This window comes from Ideonella aquatica, from assembly GCF_018069755.1.
Taxonomy (GTDB): Bacteria; Pseudomonadota; Gammaproteobacteria; order Burkholderiales; family Burkholderiaceae_C; genus Ideonella; species Ideonella aquatica.
In genome coordinates, this window is record NZ_JAGQDE010000023.1 from 17,809 (window position 1) to 36,465 (window position 18,657).

The 18,657-nt window shown below is 71.0% G+C and carries 24 protein-coding genes; 1 reads left to right on the forward strand and 23 read right to left on the reverse strand.

Features of this window, described 5'->3' with window-relative positions; genetic code table 11:
• Positions 1-4: 4 nt before the first annotated feature.
• Both KAK06_RS19495 and KAK06_RS19500 read right to left on the reverse strand, forming a co-directional pair.
• The gene (locus KAK06_RS19495) at positions 5-496 is read right to left on the reverse strand and encodes an Lcl C-terminal domain-containing protein (protein WP_210803827.1); all 492 of its coding nucleotides are present in this window, start codon (positions 494-496) and stop codon (positions 5-7) included.
• 44 nt (positions 497-540) lie between these two features.
• Entirely contained in the window at positions 541-2,232 is a 1,692-nt protein-coding gene (locus KAK06_RS19500; RefSeq protein WP_210803828.1) for an Lcl C-terminal domain-containing protein, read from the reverse strand.
• A 171-nt stretch (positions 2,233-2,403) separates the two neighbouring features.
• Between KAK06_RS19500 and KAK06_RS19505 the strand changes: the two genes are divergently transcribed.
• Positions 2,404-2,799 (forward strand): BLUF domain-containing protein, encoded by a 396-nt coding sequence (locus tag KAK06_RS19505; RefSeq protein ID WP_210803829.1) that lies wholly within the window; start codon positions 2,404-2,406, stop codon positions 2,797-2,799.
• A gap of 30 nt (positions 2,800-2,829) precedes the next feature.
• Here KAK06_RS19505 and KAK06_RS19510 read toward each other — a convergent pair whose 3' ends face one another.
• The 21 genes from KAK06_RS19510 to KAK06_RS19610 all read right to left on the reverse strand — a co-directional run bounded on the left by KAK06_RS19510 (position 2,830) and on the right by KAK06_RS19610 (position 18,647).
• Positions 2,830-3,990, reverse strand: coding sequence for a flavin monoamine oxidase family protein (locus KAK06_RS19510; protein WP_210803830.1), 1,161 nt, complete (start codon positions 3,988-3,990; stop codon positions 2,830-2,832).
• Between the two features lie 13 nt (positions 3,991-4,003).
• Positions 4,004-4,306, reverse strand: coding sequence for a 2Fe-2S iron-sulfur cluster-binding protein (locus KAK06_RS19515; protein WP_210803831.1), 303 nt, complete (start codon positions 4,304-4,306; stop codon positions 4,004-4,006).
• A 12-nt stretch (positions 4,307-4,318) separates the two neighbouring features.
• Complete coding sequence (locus KAK06_RS19520) at positions 4,319-5,173, reverse strand: SIR2 family NAD-dependent protein deacylase (protein WP_210803832.1); 855 nt, start codon at positions 5,171-5,173, stop codon at positions 4,319-4,321.
• Between the two features lie 152 nt (positions 5,174-5,325).
• A complete protein-coding gene (locus KAK06_RS19525; protein ID WP_210803833.1) occupies positions 5,326-6,606 on the reverse strand; it encodes a DegT/DnrJ/EryC1/StrS family aminotransferase in 1,281 nt (426 codons plus the stop codon).
• A gap of 1 nt (position 6,607) precedes the next feature.
• Entirely contained in the window at positions 6,608-6,856 is a 249-nt protein-coding gene (locus tag KAK06_RS19530; protein WP_210803834.1) for a hypothetical protein, read from the reverse strand.
• 1 nt (position 6,857) lies between these two features.
• Entirely contained in the window at positions 6,858-7,070 is a 213-nt protein-coding gene (gene nifT / locus KAK06_RS19535) for a putative nitrogen fixation protein NifT (protein ID WP_210803835.1), read from the reverse strand.
• 19 nt (positions 7,071-7,089) lie between these two features.
• Positions 7,090-8,256, reverse strand: a complete 1,167-nt coding sequence (locus KAK06_RS19540; RefSeq protein ID WP_210803836.1) for a cysteine desulfurase family protein — start codon at positions 8,254-8,256, stop codon at positions 7,090-7,092.
• Positions 8,253-8,615 carry a DUF3024 domain-containing protein gene (locus tag KAK06_RS19545; protein WP_210803837.1) on the reverse strand — a complete coding sequence of 121 codons (363 nt, stop codon included), beginning with the start codon at positions 8,613-8,615 and terminating at the stop codon, positions 8,253-8,255. Before KAK06_RS19545 ends, KAK06_RS19540 begins: the two co-directional genes overlap by 4 nt.
• A gap of 3 nt (positions 8,616-8,618) precedes the next feature.
• Positions 8,619-8,885 (reverse strand): nitrogen fixation protein NifZ, encoded by a 267-nt coding sequence (locus KAK06_RS19550; RefSeq protein ID WP_210803838.1) that lies wholly within the window; start codon positions 8,883-8,885, stop codon positions 8,619-8,621.
• Between the two features lie 23 nt (positions 8,886-8,908).
• Entirely contained in the window at positions 8,909-9,244 is a 336-nt protein-coding gene (locus tag KAK06_RS19555; RefSeq protein ID WP_210803839.1) for a nitrogen fixation protein NifZ, read from the reverse strand.
• A complete protein-coding gene (locus tag KAK06_RS19560; RefSeq protein WP_210803840.1) occupies positions 9,225-10,067 on the reverse strand; it encodes a 4Fe4S-binding leucine-rich repeat protein in 843 nt (280 codons plus the stop codon). The genes KAK06_RS19555 and KAK06_RS19560 overlap by 20 nt, the downstream gene beginning before the upstream one ends.
• 11 nt (positions 10,068-10,078) lie before the next feature.
• On the reverse strand, positions 10,079-10,636 hold the full coding sequence (locus tag KAK06_RS19565; RefSeq protein WP_210803841.1) for a hypothetical protein: 558 nt from the start codon (positions 10,634-10,636) through the stop codon (positions 10,079-10,081).
• A gap of 11 nt (positions 10,637-10,647) precedes the next feature.
• Positions 10,648-11,028, reverse strand: coding sequence for a HesB/IscA family protein (locus tag KAK06_RS19570; protein ID WP_210803842.1), 381 nt, complete (start codon positions 11,026-11,028; stop codon positions 10,648-10,650).
• Positions 11,029-11,164: 136 nt separating this feature from the next.
• Positions 11,165-11,359 carry a 4Fe-4S binding protein gene (locus KAK06_RS19575; RefSeq protein ID WP_210803843.1) on the reverse strand — a complete coding sequence of 65 codons (195 nt, stop codon included), beginning with the start codon at positions 11,357-11,359 and terminating at the stop codon, positions 11,165-11,167.
• A 35-nt stretch (positions 11,360-11,394) separates the two neighbouring features.
• Positions 11,395-12,993 carry a nitrogenase cofactor biosynthesis protein NifB gene (gene nifB, locus KAK06_RS19580; RefSeq protein WP_210803844.1) on the reverse strand — a complete coding sequence of 533 codons (1,599 nt, stop codon included), beginning with the start codon at positions 12,991-12,993 and terminating at the stop codon, positions 11,395-11,397.
• Between the two features lie 164 nt (positions 12,994-13,157).
• Entirely contained in the window at positions 13,158-14,855 is a 1,698-nt protein-coding gene (nifA, locus tag KAK06_RS19585; protein ID WP_210803845.1) for a nif-specific transcriptional activator NifA, read from the reverse strand.
• 100 nt (positions 14,856-14,955) lie between these two features.
• On the reverse strand, positions 14,956-15,279 hold the full coding sequence (locus KAK06_RS19590; RefSeq protein ID WP_210803846.1) for a (2Fe-2S) ferredoxin domain-containing protein: 324 nt from the start codon (positions 15,277-15,279) through the stop codon (positions 14,956-14,958).
• A gap of 27 nt (positions 15,280-15,306) precedes the next feature.
• Entirely contained in the window at positions 15,307-15,759 is a 453-nt protein-coding gene (locus tag KAK06_RS19595) for a ferritin-like domain-containing protein (RefSeq protein ID WP_210803847.1), read from the reverse strand.
• Positions 15,760-15,762: 3 nt separating this feature from the next.
• The gene (locus tag KAK06_RS19600) at positions 15,763-16,062 is read right to left on the reverse strand and encodes a ferredoxin family protein (protein WP_210803870.1); all 300 of its coding nucleotides are present in this window, start codon (positions 16,060-16,062) and stop codon (positions 15,763-15,765) included.
• 51 nt (positions 16,063-16,113) lie between these two features.
• Complete coding sequence (locus tag KAK06_RS19605; protein WP_210803848.1) at positions 16,114-17,421, reverse strand: FAD-dependent oxidoreductase; 1,308 nt, start codon at positions 17,419-17,421, stop codon at positions 16,114-16,116.
• A gap of 125 nt (positions 17,422-17,546) precedes the next feature.
• The gene (locus KAK06_RS19610) at positions 17,547-18,647 is read right to left on the reverse strand and encodes an electron transfer flavoprotein subunit alpha/FixB family protein (protein WP_210803871.1); all 1,101 of its coding nucleotides are present in this window, start codon (positions 18,645-18,647) and stop codon (positions 17,547-17,549) included.
• Positions 18,648-18,657: the final 10 nt, after the last annotated feature.

Sequence of the window (18,657 nt, forward strand, 5' to 3'; positions counted from 1 at the left end):
GCGCTCAGCGCGCCGAGCGCACCAGCCGCACGTACAGCGGGTTGCCGATGCCCGTCTGGTTCTGCACATAGCTGTCCGCGAAGTCCACCGTCCAGGCGATGTTGGGGCGCTGCGCGAAGGGCGTCGAGGACCAGGCCTTGTCCTGCGGTGTGGCCGGGAACACGCTGGCGTCGATCGCCGGCAGGCGGCAGCCCATGTCGAGCAGACTGGCCAGTTCCTTCACCTGGGGCAACCGCCAGCCGCTGGGGTTGTTGCCGGGGTTGGCCTGGCGGGCCAGTCCCAGCGCGTCGGCGTGGGTGTGGGTGGTGGCGGTGCCGGTGCAGGTGCTGCCGTTCCAGGTCTGGCCGGCACTGCAGCGTTGCCAGACCAGGCCGCTGCGCAGGTCGATGACCTGGTCGTCGTGCAGCTCGAAGCGCTGGGCTGCGGGCCAGGTGGGGCAGGCGGCATGGGCGTTGCAGGCCACGGCCAGCAGCGCCAGAGTCTTGATCGTGTTCATCATCACCTCCTTGAAGTCGTGGCGTCGCACATCGGTGGGGTGCCTCAGGAGCCCCCGCGGACCAGGCGCACCTGGTGCAGGTAGCCGCCGCCGCTGACAGGGCTGAACTCCGGCTCGTAGGCCTGGCTGCCGCTGGCCATGTCCATCACCCAGCGGTAGTTGCCGGTGGCATCGACGGTCGCCGTCCAGTGGAGGCCGCTGTGGCTGCTGTTGACGAACCAGGCCGGCGGCAGCGACGAGCCGGCCGTGGTGATGCCGTAGTCGATGATCGAGCGCATCTCCTCGGCCGTGGGCAGGCGCCAGTCCGAGAAGCCGCACAGGCGCACGCGGTTGACCTCGGCGATGTAGTCGTCCTTGGCCCAGAGGTTCGCGCCCGGGTTGGTGCCGGTGCCGAAATGGATGTTGCTGTCCGTCGAGCGCTGGCCGGTGACGGTCTTGCCCTCCCACACCAGGCCGGTGCGGTTGTCCTTGACGCATTCATCCAGCGCATGGGTGCCCACCCGCGTGAAGCTCATCTTCTGCACCGCAGCGCGGTGGCCGTCCTGCTGGCCGTTCAGCGCGATCGCGTCGGCCGCCGAGCAGGCGCCCAGCGTGATGCCGCCCGTGGTCGAGTAGCACTGGCTGCTGGTGATGCCGCTGTGCGGCAGCCGGGGGGCCGGCGCCGTCACCGCGGGCACGGCCACCGGCAGCTGCCAGGCGGCCAGCTGCGGGCCGGCCGCGTCGGTGGCATGCAGCACACCGGACTGGTTGCCCGCCGGGGTGGCCAGATCGATCGTGCAGCTGAACAGACGCTGGGTGGCGCTGGGCGTGCCGGTCTCGGTGGGGGCGGCGGTGCAGCCGTCCACGGCCATGGCCAGCACCGCGTCGGCCTGCAGCGCGGTGCCGCTGACCTTGAACTGCACCGTCTCGCCAGCGGTCACGGTGCCGGTGCCGAAGCCGCTGGTGCTGGGGCTGGACCAGGTGACGCCGCTGACGTTGCTGACCACGGCCACGGTGGGCTGGGCCACGGCCTGGCCGTTGAGGGTCAGCGCCAGCTGGCGCGTGCCGGGCAGACGGAAGCTGCAGCGCACGTCCATCGTCGTGTCGGTGACGTCGGTGGGCGCGTCGCAGCGGGCATCCGGGTCGTCGCTGACGGCCAGCTGCCAGCCACTGGCCGGCCAGCCGCTGCCGGTCAGGCGCAGCGTGGTCGGCGTCATGCGCACGGCCTGGGCCGGGGTCAGCGCCTGCCAGCGCACCGGGGCCACGGTCAGCGTGAACACCGCGCTGCGCACGCCGGTCAGGCCGTCGGCCCCAACCACCTGCGCGCTCAGACGGTGCTCGCCCGCGGCCAGCGGCGTGGCCGGTGTCAGGGTCCAGGTGCGACCCGACACCGTGGGCGCGCTGGCCAGCGCCAGATCGCCGTCGTAGACGCGCAGCGTCTGGCCGGCGCCCAGCGCGGCGGACAGGGTGCCGCTGATCGTGGGCGTGGTGTCGTCGGTGCGGCCGCCGCTGGTGACCGCGCCGGGTTGCGTGGCGCTGTCCGAGCGCACGCTGTCCAGCGTGGTCGAGGGCAGCACCACCGTGCCGCCGCCGCCCTGCGCAGGGTCGCTGGGCACCTCGCCGCCACCACCGCCGCCGCCGCAGGCGCTCAGCATGGCGCACAGCATCAGGGTCAGGGCAGACCGGCCGAACGCCGGGCTGGACTGGGCGGGTGCGGCTGTCGATGGCCGCTCAGGTTGGTTCTTGGGGGCGTGCATGTCAGGTCCTCCACATCGCTGGTCCCGCCACGACACGGGGCCGGGGCGGCGCTGGCGCGACTGTAGGAACCGGCACCGGAACCGTCTTCCTCAATCCTGCGGAGTGGCCCGGCAGCGGGCGGGCTGCCTGGCGTCATGCCGATGACAGGACCCGCTTCTAGCATCGCAGCCATGCTCGAACGCCTCGTCTACCGATCCACCGCCCGCCACGACCTGGGCACGCTGGCGCTGTTCCAACTGCTCACCGCCGCCCAACTGCGCAATGAGCAGTTGCAGATCACCGGCCACCTGCTCTACCTGGATGGCCAGTTCACCCAGTGCATCGAGGGACCGCCCGAGAGCATCGAACAGCTCTGGCAAAGCCTGCAGCGCGATGAGCGGCACCACCAGATCGAGCTGCTGATGCGTGGTCCCACCGAAGCCCGTCGCTTCAGTGAATGGAGCATGGCGTTCTCCACCTACGCCAGCTTCTATGTGCACGGCCTCAAAGGCTTCTTCCCGGTGGACGACAGCGGCCAGTCGCCGCTGGTGCCGCTGTGCCAGCGGGAGCACGCGCCCGGCGCCTGAGGCCGGCTCGCGGCGCGCCTGCTCAGCGCCTCAGTGTGCCGGCCCCTTGGCGGCCCACAGCGTGTCGACCTGTTGCTTCAGCCGCGCCGCGGCCTGCAGCGCGCCTTCCAGGTGGCCGGCATGGCGCCGGGCGGTTTCGCTGCCGCCCAGCAGCAGACGGCCCTCCCACAGCGGCTGGCGCAGCCACTCGCTGGACCAGGCGGGGCCGGCGTGGGCCTCGTCGGCCAGGTCGCGCTGGCTGCAGGTCAGCGGCTCCTGCGCCCAGTCGTGGTGGTGCCATTCACCGTCACCGGCGCCGGCGCCCCACAGCTGCTCCACCTGGCTGTCCAGCAGCAGGGCCAGGCTGGCCGCGAAGCGCGGGCGCTCGGCCGCCGGCAGCGCGATGAAGCCGGCCAGGGCGTCGCCGTCGCCGGACACGCCGGCGTCGAAGACCTCGGCCAGCACCGCCTGCGCATGCGGCACCCAGGCGTTGCCGCAGCCGCCGGACTGGCGCCATGGCGCGGGCCGTCCGGTGGGCGCGGCGAGCGCGGCCTTGGCGGCGGTGGCCATCCAGGTGGGCGTGTCGGCCAGGGCCTGGCTCACCGGCGGCGGCAGTGCGGGCGTGCAGACGATGTCCTGCGCCACCAGGCGCGGCGGCAGCGCCAGCACCACCTGGCGGGCGGACCAGACGTGGCGCTGTCCGCCCTGCATCACGGTGGCGCGGACATGGTCGGCCGCGTCGTCCAGCGACAGCAGCGTGCTGCCCAGGTGCAGGCGCTCACGCGGCAGCAGGCCGGCCAGCGCGGTCACCAGGGCCGCCATGCCATCGACCAGGCGCTGCGCGCCGCCATGCAGCGCGCCGGGCTGGGGCTGATCGGCCGGCGCGGGCTGGCCATCGGCGCCCAGCGCCATGGCCTGGCGGCGCGGGCCCTGGGCGGGATCGTCCAGCCACTGCAGCCAGCCGTCGTCGGGCTGCGGCAGCGTGGGCAGGCCCAGCTGGCGCACCACCTGGGTGATCGCCGGCTGACTGGCCGGCCAGAACCAGGTGGGACCCAGGTCCAGCGCCGGACCGGCCGAGGGCAGGCGCGTCAGCACCCGGCCGCCCAGGCGCGGGCGCGCCTCAAGCAGCTGCCAGTCCAGGCCGCGCGCCTGCAGGCCCTGGGCCAGTGCCAGGCCGCAGACACCGCCCCCGACGACCAGGACGTCGATCATGGCCCGGTGCCGCTCAACCCGACAGCGCGCCCAGCAACTCCACCGTCACCGGCTCGCTGCCCAGCGTGACCTGACAGGCCAGGCGGCTCTTGCTGCCCACGCCGACCAGGGTGTCGAGCTTGGCGTTCTCGGCCGGGGTCAGCCGGCTGATGGTCTTGCGGCCTTCGGTGACGAACAGGTGGCAGCCGCCGCAGCTGGCGTTGCCGCCGCATTGGCCGGCCAGCTGCAGGCCGGCGTTGATCAGGGTCTGCAGCAGGTTGGCGCCGGCGGCGAATTCGACCGTGGTGCCCGCGGGCAGGACGGTGAGCGTGGTCATCTCAAGACTCCTTCAAGGTTCGATGAAAGCCGGCGTGCGGCCGGTGAGCTGCGCGGCCACGTCGGCCAGCGGCAGCGCGATGCGGGTGATGCCCTGCTCCTCCAGGAAGCGGGCCTCCATGCGGGTGGGCTCGTCGGGCAGCACCGCGTAGTGCGGGCCGGCCGAGCGCTTCATGATCTGGCGCGCGAAGCTGCGCGGCAGCTGGTCGTTGAAGCGGCAGCCCAGGAAGACGAATCCCAGGCTGGCGCGGCGCTGCTGCACCAGGGCCGGGATCGGCGTCTGGATGTCGATCTCGGTCAGCACCTCGACGTAGTCCGAGTCGCTGACCAGGTAGTTGGACGCCGGCGCGTGGCCGCCCCAGGGTTTGTAGAACACCGTGCGCACGTCCACCGGCTCGTCGGCCAGCGCAGCGCCGTCAGCGCCGTACCAGCCGCACCAGGTGCCGAAGTGCTCGCTCTGCGACAGGCCCTGCACCTCGGCGAAGGAGGCAGCGGCATCGACCAGCGCCGTGCGCATCGTGTCGTCGTACCAGCCCGCCACGATCAGCGGGCTGCGCAGAGCCGCCAGCCAGCGGTGCAGCGCGCTGGGCAGCGGCTGCGCGGTGAACGCCGCGTCCATGCCGGCCACCAGGGTCTTGCGGTGCTTGAAGTTCTCGATGAACTGCGCCGCCTGCGTCAGCCGGTTCCTGATCTTGCCCGGCACGCTGTTGCGCGCGGTCAGCAGCGCCGCCAGCGCCAGCGGCTCGGCCGGCACCGGCGGGTTCTCGACCAACCCCAGCATCGCCGGCCCCAGATACGGCGCCAGCGTGCCGCCGGCCAGGCCCTCGGCCACGGCCTCGGGCAGATGTTCCAGTGTGTCAAAGCTCATATCGATCAACCTCGCTCTCGTGTACTGACTTCGCTCGACCAGCACCGCGACCCCATCCAGTCCCTGGCGCGGATCCGGCTTCGCCGGTCCGCTGCCAGAGCCCCCCCGGGGGGTGGCGAGCCTGGGGGCACCAATCAGCGAGCCTGGGGGCACTAATAGATCGCTGCACCCGCGCCGATGTTGGTGGCGGTGTCCTGCAGCGTGGCGACGATGAACTTCACCTCGTCGTCGTCCAGGTGGGCATGGAAAGGCAGGGCCAGCGCGCGGTCGCCGATGCGTTCGGCCAGCGGCAGGTCCCCGCGCTGCCAGCCCTGCTGCTGGTAGAAGAACTGCTGGTGCAGCGGCTTGCAGTAGGGCGCGGCCTCGATGTGCTCGGCGGCCAGGTCCTCGACGATCTGCTTGCGCGCGCTGGCCGTGAAGCGGGTGCCCAGGTGCACCACCCAGACCATCCAGTGCACGACGTCGACGCCCTCGCCGATGTAGGGTGGCTTGATGCCCTCGAAGCTGTTGGTGTGCTGCCGGTAGCTGCGCTCCACCGACTGGCGCCGCTCGAGCAGGCCGTCGATGCGCGCCAGCTGCGCCACGCCCAGCGCCGCGCCCAGTTCGCCCATCGCCGCCTGCAGCGGCACGCGTGCACCCACCGCCACCGCGTTGCGGTCCTTGATCGAGCGCTGGCGCAGGTAGCGCAGCTCGATCGCCAGGCGGTCGTCGTCGGTCACCACCATCGCGCCCTCGCCGCAGCACAGCGCCGAGGGTTGCGAGAAGTCGAACACCGCCAGGTCGCCGAAGCGGCCCACCGGGCGGCCGCGGTAGCGCGAACCGATGGCTTCGGTCGAGTCCTCGATCAGGCGCAGGCCGTGGCGCTCGGCCAGCGCGCGCAGCGCGTCCCAGGCGGCCGGGTGGCCGTTGACGTTGCCCGCCAGCAGGGCGCGGGTACGCGGCGTGATGCGCGCCTCGGCGCGCGCGGCATCCAGGCAGCCGGTCCAGTAGTGGATCTCCGAGAACACCGGCGTCGCACCCGCCAGCGTGATGGCCTGCGCCACCTGGTGCCAGCCATGCGGCGAGCAGATCACCTCGTCGCCCGGCCCGATCCCCAGCGCCCGCAGCGCCAGCCAGGTGCCCAGCGTGCCGCTGGCCACCGCCACCGCATGGCGCCGCCCCAGCCAGTCGGCAAAGGCGCGCTCGAAGCGCTCGACCATCGGCCCGGCGCTCAGGCGCGAGCCGCCCAGCGCGGTCTGCACCAGGGTCTGCTCCAGCTCGGAGAAGTCGGGGTCGGACAGCGGGATCCAGTCGTCGCCGAGCAGTTCGTCGGTCTGCGGCGTCTCGCCGGCCACCAGGCCGTCGGGGCCGATCAGGGCCTCGTCGGCATCGGGCCCCTCGGCGGCGGCGCCGGCGACCGTCCTGACCGCGGCCGTGTGAAGGGCGGCGTCCATCTCAGACATCCGCCAGGTAGAGGCCGGCCAGTGCGCCGGGATCGTGGCTGACGCTCCAGCAGTGGCCATCACTGGCCGCGCCCCACAGCGCGCGGCGCGCACCCTGGGCCAGCGGCGCTTCGCCGCGCATGTCGAAGGCGTCCACCACCATCACCCGCAGCGGTGCCAGCTGCCGGCGCAGCACGGCCGCGGCCTCGCGCACCGTGGGCTGGGCCTCGGCCAGGCTCAGGGCCTCGTCAACGGTGGCCATCTCAGTCACCGCTGAGGCGGCGCGCCTCGACCGTGATCGGCAGCGCGGTGCCATCGGGCATCTCGGGCAGGGCCAGCACCCAGTCGTTGCCCAGCGTCACCGTGCCACCCCACAGGCCCGGCTTCTCCTGCGAGACGATGGTCTCCTCCAGGTCCTTCTTGGCGACATAGGCCGACAACGCGCCGGTGGAGGTCTTGCGGATCATGACTTTCATGGGGTTCTCCAGGAGGTGTTCAGGCGGCGGCGGCCAGCTCGGCCAGCAGCGGCACGATGGCGCGCTCGACGGCGGCCAGCGTGCGGGCGATGTCGGTGTCGGTGGTGTCGCGGCCCAGCGAGAAGCGGATGCCGGCGCGCGCCTCGTGCGGCGTGCAGCCCATGGCCAGCAGCACGGCGGAGGGCTCGGTGCCGCCCGCCGCGCACGCCGCGCCGCTGCTGGCGACGATGCCCTCGCGCTCCAGCGCATGCAGCACGCGCTCGGCGTCCAGCGTGCCGAAGCGCAGGCCCAGCGTGTTGGGCAGGCGCGGTGCGCCCTCACCGAAGACCACCAGCGCCGGCACGCGCTGGCGCAGCCGCTGCGCCAGGCGGTCGCGCAGGCCCTGGATGCGCGGCAGATCCGCCTCCAGCGTGGCGGCCACGCGGGTGGCGGCGGCGGCGAAGCCGGCAATGCCGGGCGCGTTCTCGGTGCCACCGCGCCGGTGGCGCTCCTGCCGGCCGCCGATCAGCGGCGGCCAGTCCAGGCCCTTGCGAATCACCAGCGCACCCACCCCCTTGGGGCCGTGCAGCTTGTGGGCAGAGACCGACCACAGGTCGGCCCCGCTGGCGTCAAAACGCAGCGTGCACTTGCCCAGCGCCTGCGTGGCGTCCACATGGAAGGGCACGCCGTGCGCGCGCGCCAGCACCGACAGGGCCTGCAGCGGCATGCACACGCCGGTCTCGTTGTTGGCGGCCATCACCGACAGCAGCGCCACGTCGGGCCCGATCAGGCGGGCGGCAGCGTCGACATCCACCACCCCCCGCGCATCCACCGGCAGCAGATCGACCGGCGTGCCCTGCGCGCGCAGGCGTTCAGCCAGGCCCAGCAGGCCAGGGTGCTCGACCGCGGAGAGCAGCAGCCGCGTGCGGCCCAGCGCCCGACCGCGCGACAGCGCGCCCAGCACCGCCGCGTGGTTGGACTCGGTGGCGCCGCTGGTGAAGACCAGCTCGGCCGGCTGGCAACCGATCACCCGCGCCAGCGCCGCGCGCGCGGCACCCAGCCGCTGGCGCGCCGCCTGGCCGGGCGCATGCATCGACGAGGGATTGGCCCAGTCCTGGCGCAGCGCCTGCAGCATCGCCTCGACCGCCTCCGGGGCCGGCGCGGTGGTGGCGTTGTGGTCCAGGTAGACCGGCGACGCCACGCTCATTGCCAGAACTCCTTCAGCGGGTCGTCCACCAGCCGCGCCAGCGCGTCGGCCAGCGTCGCGGCGCGCAGCTTGAAGACCCAGGCGCGCCGACGGTGGTCGTGCGCGTGCAGGTGCCACTGGCCCGCCACCGGCTGCAGCCAGGCGATCTCGATGATGCCGCCAAGCGGGTCCACGCTGCGCGAGCAGTTGGGGCTGAGCACCTGCCAGCCCTTGCCGCCCGGCCCAGGCTGGACCTGCGGCTGCACGTACTTGTAGCGGTGCCGGGCTTCCAGCGCGACCTCGATGCGCGCGCGGTCGAGCACATAGACCGCCGCCGGCTCGAAGCGGCCGGCAGGGGGCTGGAGCTGCCCGGCGGCCATGGCTCAGGCCTCGGACACCGCGGCGGTGGCCGGCGCGGCGCGCTCGAGCTCTTCCTCGAGGCAGCCCACCACCGTGCGGCCGAACTCGACCATGTAGACCGGCAGATTCGCCTCGGCATGGTGGCCGACCTGGACCACCTCGCCCAGGCTGCCGGCGCGCACCAGCAGCGCGCCCTCGTCGACATCCGGGTAGCTGCCGTCGTTGAACAGGTCGACCGTGGCGCGCACGGGCTGTCCCCAGGCGTAGATCGGGGCGCGGGGTTCGATCATCAGAGCTCTCCTGTCGGAACGGTTCAGCGCAGCGCGCGCAGCGAATCGGCCCGCGCGCCCAGGCGCGCCAGCACCTCGTCGGGCAGGTGGTCCAGCGTGCACAGCTCCTTGGCCCGCATGCCCACCTGGTGGCCGCTGGCCGGGAACTCCACCGCGTAGATGTAGAACTGCTGCAGGAAGGTGCCGATCGAGCGCACGTAGCCGATGTCGCCGCGCTCGACCAGCACGTCGCCAATCGCCTTGCCGGGGTAGGTGCCATCGTTGCGGATCACGCTGCGGCTGGCCACCCGCTCGCCCATCGCATAGCGGGGCGGATGGGCCAGCTCGACCGTGTCGTCGTCACGCGCGATGTCCGCCATGAAGGGCCTCCAGTGGTTGCAATCCCTGCAGCCGCTCGCGGGCGCGGCAGCGCACCTCGGCGTCCTCATCGGCCGCCAGCTCCTGCAGCAGGCCGCGGTGGCGGCGCTCGTCCAGGCGGTCGGCCAGCACCCAGCGCACCGACCAGTCGGGGTCTTCGCTGAATGACACCAGCAGGTCCACCGGCGCGCGCTGGGCCACGGTGTGGCGCACCCGGGGCGACGCATCGTTCGCCAGGCGCCACAGGGTTGGCATCTCCAGCCGCTCGGCCACCACGCGGCGCACCTGCTCGTCAGGGTCACGGGCCAGCAGCGGCAGCAGCGCCGGCGGCAGACGACGTGCCACGGCGCTGCGGACCTCGTAGTCGGGGTCGTCGACCAGGGCGCTCAGGGCCGAGGGGTCCAGGCGCTGCGCGACGCGGATGCGCACCTCGCGGTGGGGATCGGCCACCATCGCGGCCAGCTGGCGCAGCGGCAGGCGCAGCGCCACCTGCAGGCGCACGGTCTCGTCGGGATCGTCGCGCAGCCGGGCCAGCTGGAAGACATCGACATGGCGCGCGGCGATCGCCCGCACCTCGAAGTACGGATGCGCCAGGTGGCGGTCGGCCAGCGTGGGATGGGCACGGAAGAAGCGGTCGATGCGGCGCGCGTAGGCGTCCTGCATGCAGCTGTGGCCAGGCTCGCAGGCGCCGCTGCGGCGCAGCGCCGCGTGCGGGCAGTGGGCACAGTCCAGCGCCTGGCCTTGCCAGTCCAGCACCGGGATGTCGCCGGCGGGCGCACGCACGCGCAGCGCCAGTGGCGAGCGGGTGGCGACGGCGCTGTCCATCGTCCGCGTCCTCAGGCCGGGGCCAGGCGGGCCCAGGCCGCCGCGCCGGTCACTGGCGGCGCGCCAGCGTCGTCCGGGTCCTCGCCGACCAGCGCGCGCTGGCGCACCGCCTCGACCAGCGCGCCGCCGACCCGGTCGTCCGGGTCCAGGTGGCGCAGCAGCGCCAGCGCGTCGCGCGCCTCGACCGGGTCGTCCAGCCGCAGACTCAGGTAGGCATAGCCCTTGAGCGTGAACAGGTAGAAACGGGTGACCGCGTCGTCCTGGGCGCCGGACAGCGGCTGGCGCGGCACCTCGCGCCAGGCCGCGGGCAGACCCAGCGCCTGCGCACCCACCAGCAGCGCACGACGCGCCACATCGCGCGCCAGCGACAGGCGGTGGCCGTAGAAGTGGTGGCGGTACAGCGCGATCAGCACCGCCGGGTGGCCCGGAGCCAAGGCCTGCGCACGCATCAGCGCAGCCATCGCGGCGGGCGGGTCGGCGCGCAGCCGACCGGCCTCGGCCAGCGCCGCCTCGGCCGCGCCGGGCAGGCCGCGGCCCAGCACCGCATCGTCGAAGCCGCTGGCGTCCACCACCGGCTCCGTCAGTGGCGCTTCAGCGAGGACAGCGGCACCGTGGCGGCCGCGGGCGGCGCGGCGTCGCTGGAACTGCTGCAGGCACAGGGGCCGGCCGAGGGGTTGAAGAAGGTCAGGCCCGACGAGGTGGGCGTCTCGGCGAAATCGACCGTGACGCCGTCGAGCACCAGGCGGCTCTCGGCCGGCAGGAAGACCCGCACGTCGCCGAACACCATCTCGGCATCACCCGCGGCCGGCGACTCGGCCACGGTGAACTCCGACGCATAGCCCGAGCAGCCACCCGGCGTGACCGTCAGCCGGAAGCCGCCGGCCGGGTGCGACGAGAAGCGCACCATGCGGCGCATGAACTTCGCCGCAGCCGGCGTGACGGTCACATTGGGAAGAATCATTCCAGTCTCCATGTGCAGAACAAAAGGGCCTGGGCAGTCAGCCGACCGAACCCAGTCGCGACGTGGATCCGGCTTTGCCGGTCCACAGACGCGGCCCCCCTGGGGGGAGGCGCCGCAGGCGCTTCGGGGGGGGTGGTCAGACCTTCTTGATGCAGCCGTCGACGGGGCAGACCGACACGCACTGCGGCGCGTCGAACTGGCCTTCGCACTCGGTGCACTTGGCCGGGTCGATGATGAAGGTGCCGCCCTTTTCGCGGATGGCAACGTTGGGGCATTCGGGCTCGCAGGCGGAGCAGCCGGTGCACATCGAGGCAATGATCTTCAGGGCCATGGTGAGTTCTCCTGGCGGGGTCGGGGAAAGGGCCATCAGGCGGCGAGTTCGGCCGCGTCGCCGGCAGCGCCGGTGAACGCGCCCTGGCGGATGCGCGCATCGCCGCGCGCCTGGTGGGTGATCTGGCCGGCGGCCACGCGGCCGCAGTAGTCGGTGAACCAGCTCAGCGCGGCCTTCTCGATGAACTCGTGCGCGTACTGGTCGACCGGCTCGATGCCGGCGGCCGTCAGCTCGTCACGCGGGCAGGCGCCGATCTTCGAGACCAGCACCGCATGGCAGTCGTTGATGGCGCCGACGATGCTGGGCAACTGCTCGTCTTCGCCATAGCCGCCCTGGCAGTACAGGTCCACGCGGCGGTGGCCGACAAAGAGCGCCTCCTTGCGGCTGACCTCGAAGATCTGGAACTCGGTGGCGTGGCCGAAGTGCTGGTTGACGCGGCCATGGCCCTCGGTGGCCACCGCCACCAGCACCTTCAGGTCCTCCTGGCCGGCGATCAGCGCAGCGTCCAGCGCGGCATCGAGCGCATCGACCTTGGCCTGGTGCTGGGCCTGGCGCTCGGCCTCGACCTTCTGCTGGTAGGCGCGGCGCTTATCCAGGTCGTAGTGGATGTCCATCGCCTCGATCTTGTCGAGCGTGAATTCCTCCGAGCGGTCTTCACCCAGCAGGCCCACCGCATCCGCGCGGCACTGCCGGCAGTGGCGCATCAGGTTCGCGCCACCCATGCAGGCGTCCTGCACGGCCTTCAACTCCTGCGCGGTGGGACCGCGCTGGCCGGTCAGGCCGAACACCGTGCCGTGCTCGGGCTCGGAGATCAGCGGCATGATGTTGTGCAGGAAGGCGCCGCGCTTCTTGACCTCGCGGTTCACCTCGATCAGGTGCTCGTCGTTGATGCCGGGAATCAGCACCGAGTTGATCTTGGTGAGCACGCCGCGCGCGGTCAGCATCTCCAGGCCCAGCATCTGGCGCTCGTGCAGGATCTTCGCCGCCTCGACACCGGTGTAGCGCTTGTGGTTGTAGAAGATCCAGGGATAGATCTTCTCGCCCACCGCCGGGTCGACCATGTTGATCGTGATCGTGACGTGGTCGATGTTGTACTTGCAGATCTCATCGACCATGTCCGGCAGCGCCAGGCCGTTGGTCGACAGGCACAGCTTGATGTCGGGCGCCTGCTCGGCGAGCTGGCGCATGGTGTCGAAGGTCTTCTTCGGGTTGGCCAGCGAATCACCCGGGCCGGCGATGCCCAGCACCGTCATCTGCGGAATCTCGCTGGCCACCGCCAGCACCTTCTTCACCGCCTGGTCGGGCGTCAGCTTCTGGCTGACCACGCCGGGGCGCGATTCATTGCTGCAGTCGTACTTGCGGTTGCAGTAGTTGCACTGGATGTTGCAGGCCGGGGCCACCGCCACATGCATGCGGGCGAAGTGGTGGTGGGCCTCTTCCGAGTAGCAGGGGTGGTTCTTGACCTTCTCCCAGATCTCGGGCGGCATGTCATCGGCACCGGCCGAGGAGCCGCAGCTGGCCTTGCCCTCGCCGCCGGTGGTGGAGCAGCCGCCACCGGTCTCGATGACCTCACTGATGGCGCTGCGACCTTTCTTCAGGTCGGCGATCGAGACGAAGGCGGCGTTGGCAGACATGGGCACCTCGCGGTCGTGGGTTGAGTCCCCTATTGCGAGAGCCGTGCCAGTCAGAAAACACTGAAAAATCAAGCACTTGGATTGGCGCGTCGGCTGTGCCGGTCACGACAAAAGCGACAAGGCCGCCCGCCGGCGGCCTTGTCGACGTCAGCGCCGGGCGGCGCTCACAGCTTGCGCACCTCGATGCGGTGCTTCTGCAGCGCATAGCCCAGTTGGCGCGGCGTGACCTTCAGCAGCCGTGCGGCCTTGGCCTGCACCCAGCCGCACTGCTCCATCGCCCAGACCAGGCGATCACGCTCGCCGGCCGGGGCCTCGGGGCCGAAGTGGCGCGGCGGCACCGCGCCCGACTCGGCCAGGCGTTCGGCCGGGCCGATGGTCAGCACCTCGTCGTCGTCGGGCAAGGGGCTGCTGTGGCCGTTGACCCGGCCGGCGAAGTGGACCACCGCCGGCGCCACCGCATCGGCCTTGTCGATGTGGTGCAGGGTCTGGGTGAGGCAGCGGTTGGAGCGGCAGGGGAAGGCCAGGCCGTTGATCGAGCCGCCCTCCACCATCGTGGCAGTGCGCTCGATGCAGTTCTGCAGCTCGCGCACATTGCCCGGCCAGTAGCAGTTGGTGAGCACCTGCATGGCCTCGGCGGTGACCTTGACGTTGCGGCGGTTCTCCTTGTTGTAGCGATCCAGGAAATGGGCCACCAGCGGCGGGATATCCTCGCGCCGCTCACGCAGCGGCGGCAGAAAGATGCTGACCACGTTGATGCGGTAATACAGGTCGGCGCGGTACTCGCCGCGCTGCACCATGCGCTCCAGATCGCGGTTGGTGGCGCAGATCAGGCGCACATCCACCTTCACCGGCCGGGTGCCGCCGACGCGCTCGAACTCGCGCTCCTGCAGCACCCGCAGCAGCTTGGCCTGGAAGCCGGCCGAGATGTCACCCACCTCGTCCAGGAACAGCGTGCCGCCGTGGGCCAGCTCGAAGCGGCCCTTGCGCTCGCCCACGGCGCCGGTGAAGGCGCCCTTCTCGTGGCCGAACAGTTCCGACTCCAGCAGCGACTCGGTCAGCGCCGCGCAGTTGACCTTGATGAAGGGCGCTTCCTTGCGCGGGCTGAGGAAGTGGATCGCCCGCGCGATCTCTTCCTTGCCGGTGCCCGATTCGCCGCGCAGCAGCACGGTGGCGCGCGAGGGCGCGGCCTGGTGCACCTCGGCGAAGACGCGCTGCATCTGCCGGCTCTGGCCGACCACATTGTCCAGCGAGCGGCGGCGCGGGATCTCGGCGGTCAGGGCCTTTTGCAGCCGGGTGGTTTCCTGCTGCAGGCGCTGGTGCTCGGCGCTGACCGAGTGATGCAGCGCCACCGACTGCGCCAGCAGCGTGGCCACCATGGTCAGGAAGCGCTGGTCGTCAGACAGCCGGGCCACGCCCTGCAGCTCACGCTGCGCCGCCAGCACACCCACCGCATTGTGATCCGCACCGGTGCGCAGCGGCACCACGATGAACGACAGGCGCTTGCCCTCCTGCGGGCCGAAGGCGCCGGTGCGGTCGATGAACTCGTCGCTGTCCTCGACATTGGTCACCACCACGGGCAGGCCAGAGCAGTGCACGCGGCCGATCACGCCCTCGCCGGGCTGCCACTGGCCGCGTTCCATTTCCTCGCGGGACAGGCCAACGGCGCTGTGGACGCGCAGCTGACCGTCCTCGCTGACCGGCAGCACCACCATGGCGCGCAGCAGGCCCAGCTGGGCCGACAGGGTGTTCAGCGCCGCCCGGAAGGTGCGCTGCAGATCCAGCGAGTCGCCCAGGATGCGACACACTTCGTAAATGGTGGACAGCTCCAGATGGGAGCGCTCCTGTGCGATGCGGCTGATCACGGTGCACCTCCTGCGTCCGGGGGCGCGCCGAGACGGTGCATCCGCCGCGACGGCCCAGCCGGTGGCCGGTCAGTGCAAGAAGCGCGCCGGTGGCGCGCACTCACCAGACCGTGGCCGGTGCGCGCAGGCGCTCCACCGGCGTGCCACCCAGCAGGTGGCTGTCGAAGAGCTCGCCGATGTCGTCGACCGTCACGCCCTGGTACAGCACGCCCTCGGGATAGACCAGCACATGGGGACCGCCATCACAGGGACCCAGACAGCCGGAGTAGGTGATCGCCACCTGCTCGTAGCACTGGCGCTTCTGCAGCTCGGCCCACAAGGCCTGCAGCAGCGGGCTGGCCCCCTTGGCGGCACAGCTGCCGCGCGGATGGCCGGGTGGGCGCTGCTGGCTGCAGACGAAGACGTGGCGGGTCGGGTGGGGCATGGCGTGATGAAACGAAATGAAGAACGGTCAGGCCGGATGGGCGGCGATCAGGACCTGCAGCTGCCGCAGGTGGTCAGCCTCTTCGTCGGCGAACTCGGCGGCCAGCGCGCGCAGCTCGGGGTCGATGGTGCTGGCCGACACCGCCGCGTACCAGGCGTGGCCGCGGCGCTCGCTGTCCATGGCCAGCGCCAGTGCGGCAGGGGCGTCCAGCAGCGCATCGACGCCGGCCCAGTCGGCCACCTCGGGCGACACGCCGTCGGGCCATTGGAAGTCCTGCGGCGCGATCACCGGGATCTCGCGAAAGCCGCCGCGGGCCATCGCATCGGCCAGGTGCAGGCGCGAGTACTTGGCCATCAGCGCAAAGAAGGCCTTGAGGTCGGCATTGCCGTCGGTGGCCAGCGCCGCCGAGAGTTCCTCGTAACGGCGCGCGGCCTCGCGCTCCAGCTGGATCGCGTGCGCCAGGAAGGTATTGACATCCATGACTCAACCGAACTTGAAGAGGATGCCGTGGCCACCGCGCGGGTACTCCCAGGCCACGTTGGCGTGCTCGGTGCAGATCACCCGGCAGCTGCCGCATTCCAGGCAGCCGTCGGTGATCAGCGTGACCGAGCGGTTGCCTTCGGCCTTGTAGCAGCTGGCCGGGCAGATGAAGGTGCAGCTCTGGTCCTTGCAGTCGTTGGCGCAGACCTCGGGCTTCCTGATCTGGATGTGCGGCCGGCCGTGGTCGACCTTGTAGCGGTTCTGGAAGAGCTTTTCTTCGACGTTGACGACGAGGCTCATGATGGCTCCTTCGGGCGAGGGCGGGCAAAGGGTGTGCAGCAGCGGCTGGCGCGCTCAGCGCGAGGCACGCCAGAGCTTGAAGGCATCGCCCATCAGGCCGGTCAGGCTGCGCTTGCTGCGGAAGCTGCCCAGGATTTCCTTTTCCTTGGAGTGCTTGTCCACACCGTCGACGGTGAAGAAGGTCTTGGCGGCGCGGTTGACCAGCTCGGGGTAAGCGGTGAAGAACTGCGGACTGCTGTGCAGCACCTCGGGCAGCTTGCGGTACTTCTTCAGGTCCTTCATGACGAAGGACTCGTCCATCTTGTCCTTGTAGAGCTTCAGGCGGGCGGCCGAGGGTTCCTGGCCGGCGGCCTTCAGGGCGATGACCGTCTCGCCGGCCAGGCGGCCGCTGGTCATGGCCAGGTTGGAGCCTTCGCGGTGGGCGGCGTTGACGAAGCCGCCCGAGTCGCCCACGATCAGCCAGCCCGCGCCATAGATGCGCGGCACGGCGTTGAAGCCGCCTTCCGGGATCAGGTGGGCACAGTACTCCTTCATCTCGCCGCCTTCGATCAGCGGGGCGATGCTGGGGTGCTTCTTGAGCTTCTCCAGCAGCGTGTAGGGGCTGGTGCGCTGGGGGTTGGCCTTGAAGTCGCTGAGCATGCAGCCCACGCCGATGGTCAGCGACTCCTTGTTGGTGTAGAGGAAGCCGGTGCCCACCATGCCCTCGGTCACCTTGCCCATCAGCTCGATGACCACGCCCTCTTCGTCCTTGACGTTGAAGCGCGCCTGGATCACTTCTTCGGGCAGGAAGAGGATTTCCTTGACCGCCAGGGCCACGTTGCCTGCGTCCAGCTCGCCATGGAAGCCGGCCTTGCGCGCCAGCGTGCTGTTGACGCCGTCGGCCAGCACCACCACGTCGGCATAGACCTCGCCGCCCAGGCGGTCACAGCGCACGCCGATGACCTGCTCGCCGTCGAGCAGCAGCTCCTCCACCGTGGTCTCGCAGATCAGCAGCGCACCCGCCTCGCGGACCTTGGACGAGAACCACTTGTCGAACTGCGCCCGGATGATGGTGTAGCGGTTGTACGGCGGCTTGTTGTAGTCGTCGCTGCGGTAGTGGGTGCCGACGAAGCTCTCGTCGTCCATCATCCACATGCGCTGTTCGATGATGTGGCGCTCCAGCGGCGCGTCCTCGCGGAAGTCCGGGATGATCTGTTCCAGCGCATTGCTGTACAGGATCGCGCCCTGCACGTTCTTGCTGCCGGGGTATTCGCCGCGCTCGATCTGCAGCACCTTCAGACCCGCCTTGGCCATCGTGTAGGCCGCGGCATTGCCCGAAGGGCCGGCACCGACCACGATCGCGTCGAACTTCTCTTTGCTCATGACAGCCCCTCGTCCGACGGGTACGTCGCCCGATCCCCCAAGGGGATGCGGGCCGGCTTGGGAGCGGCCCGGCGCTCGGCCCGCCACGTCGATGTCGTGATGTCGTTCATCATGGCTCCTGGTGTTCAAGCGACCTTGCGGATGCGCTTGTCGAGGTGGGAACGGAAGGCGGCTGTCAGCACCGGCAGCACCTGCATCGCGTTGCCGACGATGCCGTGGTGGGCAAAGTCGAAGATCGGGGCGTTGGGGTCGGTGTTGATGGCCACGATCACGTCGGAGGCCTCCATGCCCACCCGGTGCTGGATCGCCCCCGAGACGCCGGCGGCGATGTAGAGCTTGGGGCGCACGGTCTTGCCGGTCTGGCCCACCTGCCGCTCGGCCTCCATCCAGCCGGCCTGGGTGACGGCGCGGGTGGCGCCCACCTCGGCGCCCAGCACGCGGGCCAGGTCCCACACCAGCTTGCAGTTGTCGGCGTTCTTCAGCCCTTTGCCGGCGGTGACGATGATGTCGGCATAGGCCAGGTTGATGTTGTTGCTGGTGGCGTCGGGGATGAAGCCCAGCAGCTTGGTGACGATGTCGGTCTCGATCATGCCGAGCGGCATCGTGATGATGTCGCCGGTGCGGCTCTCGTCACGCGGCGGCATGGGCGCGGTGCGCGGGCGCATGGTGGCCATCTGCGGCCGATAGGCCAGGGTCATGATGGTGCACAGCAGGCTGCCGCCGAAGGTCGGGCGGGTCGCGGCCAGCGCGCGGCCGTCGATGTTCAGCTCGGTGCAGTCAGCGGTCAGGCCGGTGCCCAGCGTCGTGGCCACCGAGCCGGCCAGGTCGCGGCCCATGGTGGTGGCGCCCAGCAGCAGGATCTCGGGCTGGTGGGTGTTGACCAGGTCGGTCAGGCCCTTGGTGAAGGGCTCGTTGCGGTAGCCCTGCAGCACCGTGTCGCGCATGATGTAGCAGTGGTCGGCGCCGTAGGTGTAGGCTTCCTTGGCGTAGTCCTCCAGCTTGTCGGCCGGGCCGCCGAGCAGCACGCCGCTGACGTCCACGCCCAGCTTGTCGGCCAGCTTGCGGGCCTCGCCCATCAGCTCCCAGCTGACGCTGTGCACCTGGCCGCGGTCGTGTTCGATGAACACCCAGACGCCCTTGTAGACCTTCAGGTGCTCGGGCAGTTCGGTGCTGCGGCCACTGCGGCCGGCGGTCCGGGCGGCACCAGCGGCCGCGGCGGCGGCCATCTGGGGAGCA

What these genes read in the sequence shown, in the direction of transcription:
- KAK06_RS19505 (WP_210803829.1), top strand. Translation starts at nt 2,404, where the DNA reads ATGCTCGAACGCCTCGTCTACCGATCCACCGCCCGCCACGACCTGGGC.
- KAK06_RS19595 (WP_210803847.1), bottom strand. Translation starts at nt 15,759, where the DNA reads ATGGATGTCAATACCTTCCTGGCGCACGCGATCCAGCTGGAGCGCGAG.
- KAK06_RS19515 (WP_210803831.1), bottom strand. Translation starts at nt 4,306, where the DNA reads ATGACCACGCTCACCGTCCTGCCCGCGGGCACCACGGTCGAATTCGCC.
- KAK06_RS19495 (WP_210803827.1), bottom strand. Translation starts at nt 496, where the DNA reads ATGAACACGATCAAGACTCTGGCGCTGCTGGCCGTGGCCTGCAACGCC.
- KAK06_RS19570 (WP_210803842.1), bottom strand. Translation starts at nt 11,028, where the DNA reads ATGATTCTTCCCAATGTGACCGTCACGCCGGCTGCGGCGAAGTTCATG.
- KAK06_RS19510 (WP_210803830.1), bottom strand. Translation starts at nt 3,990, where the DNA reads ATGATCGACGTCCTGGTCGTCGGGGGCGGTGTCTGCGGCCTGGCACTG.
- KAK06_RS19550 (WP_210803838.1), bottom strand. Translation starts at nt 8,885, where the DNA reads ATGATCGAACCCCGCGCCCCGATCTACGCCTGGGGACAGCCCGTGCGC.
- KAK06_RS19605 (WP_210803848.1), bottom strand. Translation starts at nt 17,421, where the DNA reads ATGAGCAAAGAGAAGTTCGACGCGATCGTGGTCGGTGCCGGCCCTTCG.
- KAK06_RS19590 (WP_210803846.1), bottom strand. Translation starts at nt 15,279, where the DNA reads ATGCCCCACCCGACCCGCCACGTCTTCGTCTGCAGCCAGCAGCGCCCA.
- KAK06_RS19520 (WP_210803832.1), bottom strand. Translation starts at nt 5,173, where the DNA reads ATGAGCTTTGACACACTGGAACATCTGCCCGAGGCCGTGGCCGAGGGC.
- KAK06_RS19555 (WP_210803839.1), bottom strand. Translation starts at nt 9,244, where the DNA reads ATGGCGGACATCGCGCGTGACGACGACACGGTCGAGCTGGCCCATCCG.
- nifT (WP_210803835.1), bottom strand. Translation starts at nt 7,070, where the DNA reads ATGAAAGTCATGATCCGCAAGACCTCCACCGGCGCGTTGTCGGCCTAT.
- KAK06_RS19575 (WP_210803843.1), bottom strand. Translation starts at nt 11,359, where the DNA reads ATGGCCCTGAAGATCATTGCCTCGATGTGCACCGGCTGCTCCGCCTGC.
- KAK06_RS19560 (WP_210803840.1), bottom strand. Translation starts at nt 10,067, where the DNA reads ATGGACAGCGCCGTCGCCACCCGCTCGCCACTGGCGCTGCGCGTGCGT.
- KAK06_RS19610 (WP_210803871.1), bottom strand. Translation starts at nt 18,647, where the DNA reads ATGGCCGCCGCCGCGGCCGCTGGTGCCGCCCGGACCGCCGGCCGCAGT.
- KAK06_RS19540 (WP_210803836.1), bottom strand. Translation starts at nt 8,256, where the DNA reads ATGAGCGTGGCGTCGCCGGTCTACCTGGACCACAACGCCACCACCGCG.
- nifB (WP_210803844.1), bottom strand. Translation starts at nt 12,993, where the DNA reads ATGTCTGCCAACGCCGCCTTCGTCTCGATCGCCGACCTGAAGAAAGGT.
- KAK06_RS19545 (WP_210803837.1), bottom strand. Translation starts at nt 8,615, where the DNA reads ATGGCCGCCGGGCAGCTCCAGCCCCCTGCCGGCCGCTTCGAGCCGGCG.
- KAK06_RS19525 (WP_210803833.1), bottom strand. Translation starts at nt 6,606, where the DNA reads ATGGACGCCGCCCTTCACACGGCCGCGGTCAGGACGGTCGCCGGCGCC.
- KAK06_RS19530 (WP_210803834.1), bottom strand. Translation starts at nt 6,856, where the DNA reads ATGGCCACCGTTGACGAGGCCCTGAGCCTGGCCGAGGCCCAGCCCACG.
- KAK06_RS19500 (WP_210803828.1), bottom strand. Translation starts at nt 2,232, where the DNA reads ATGCACGCCCCCAAGAACCAACCTGAGCGGCCATCGACAGCCGCACCC.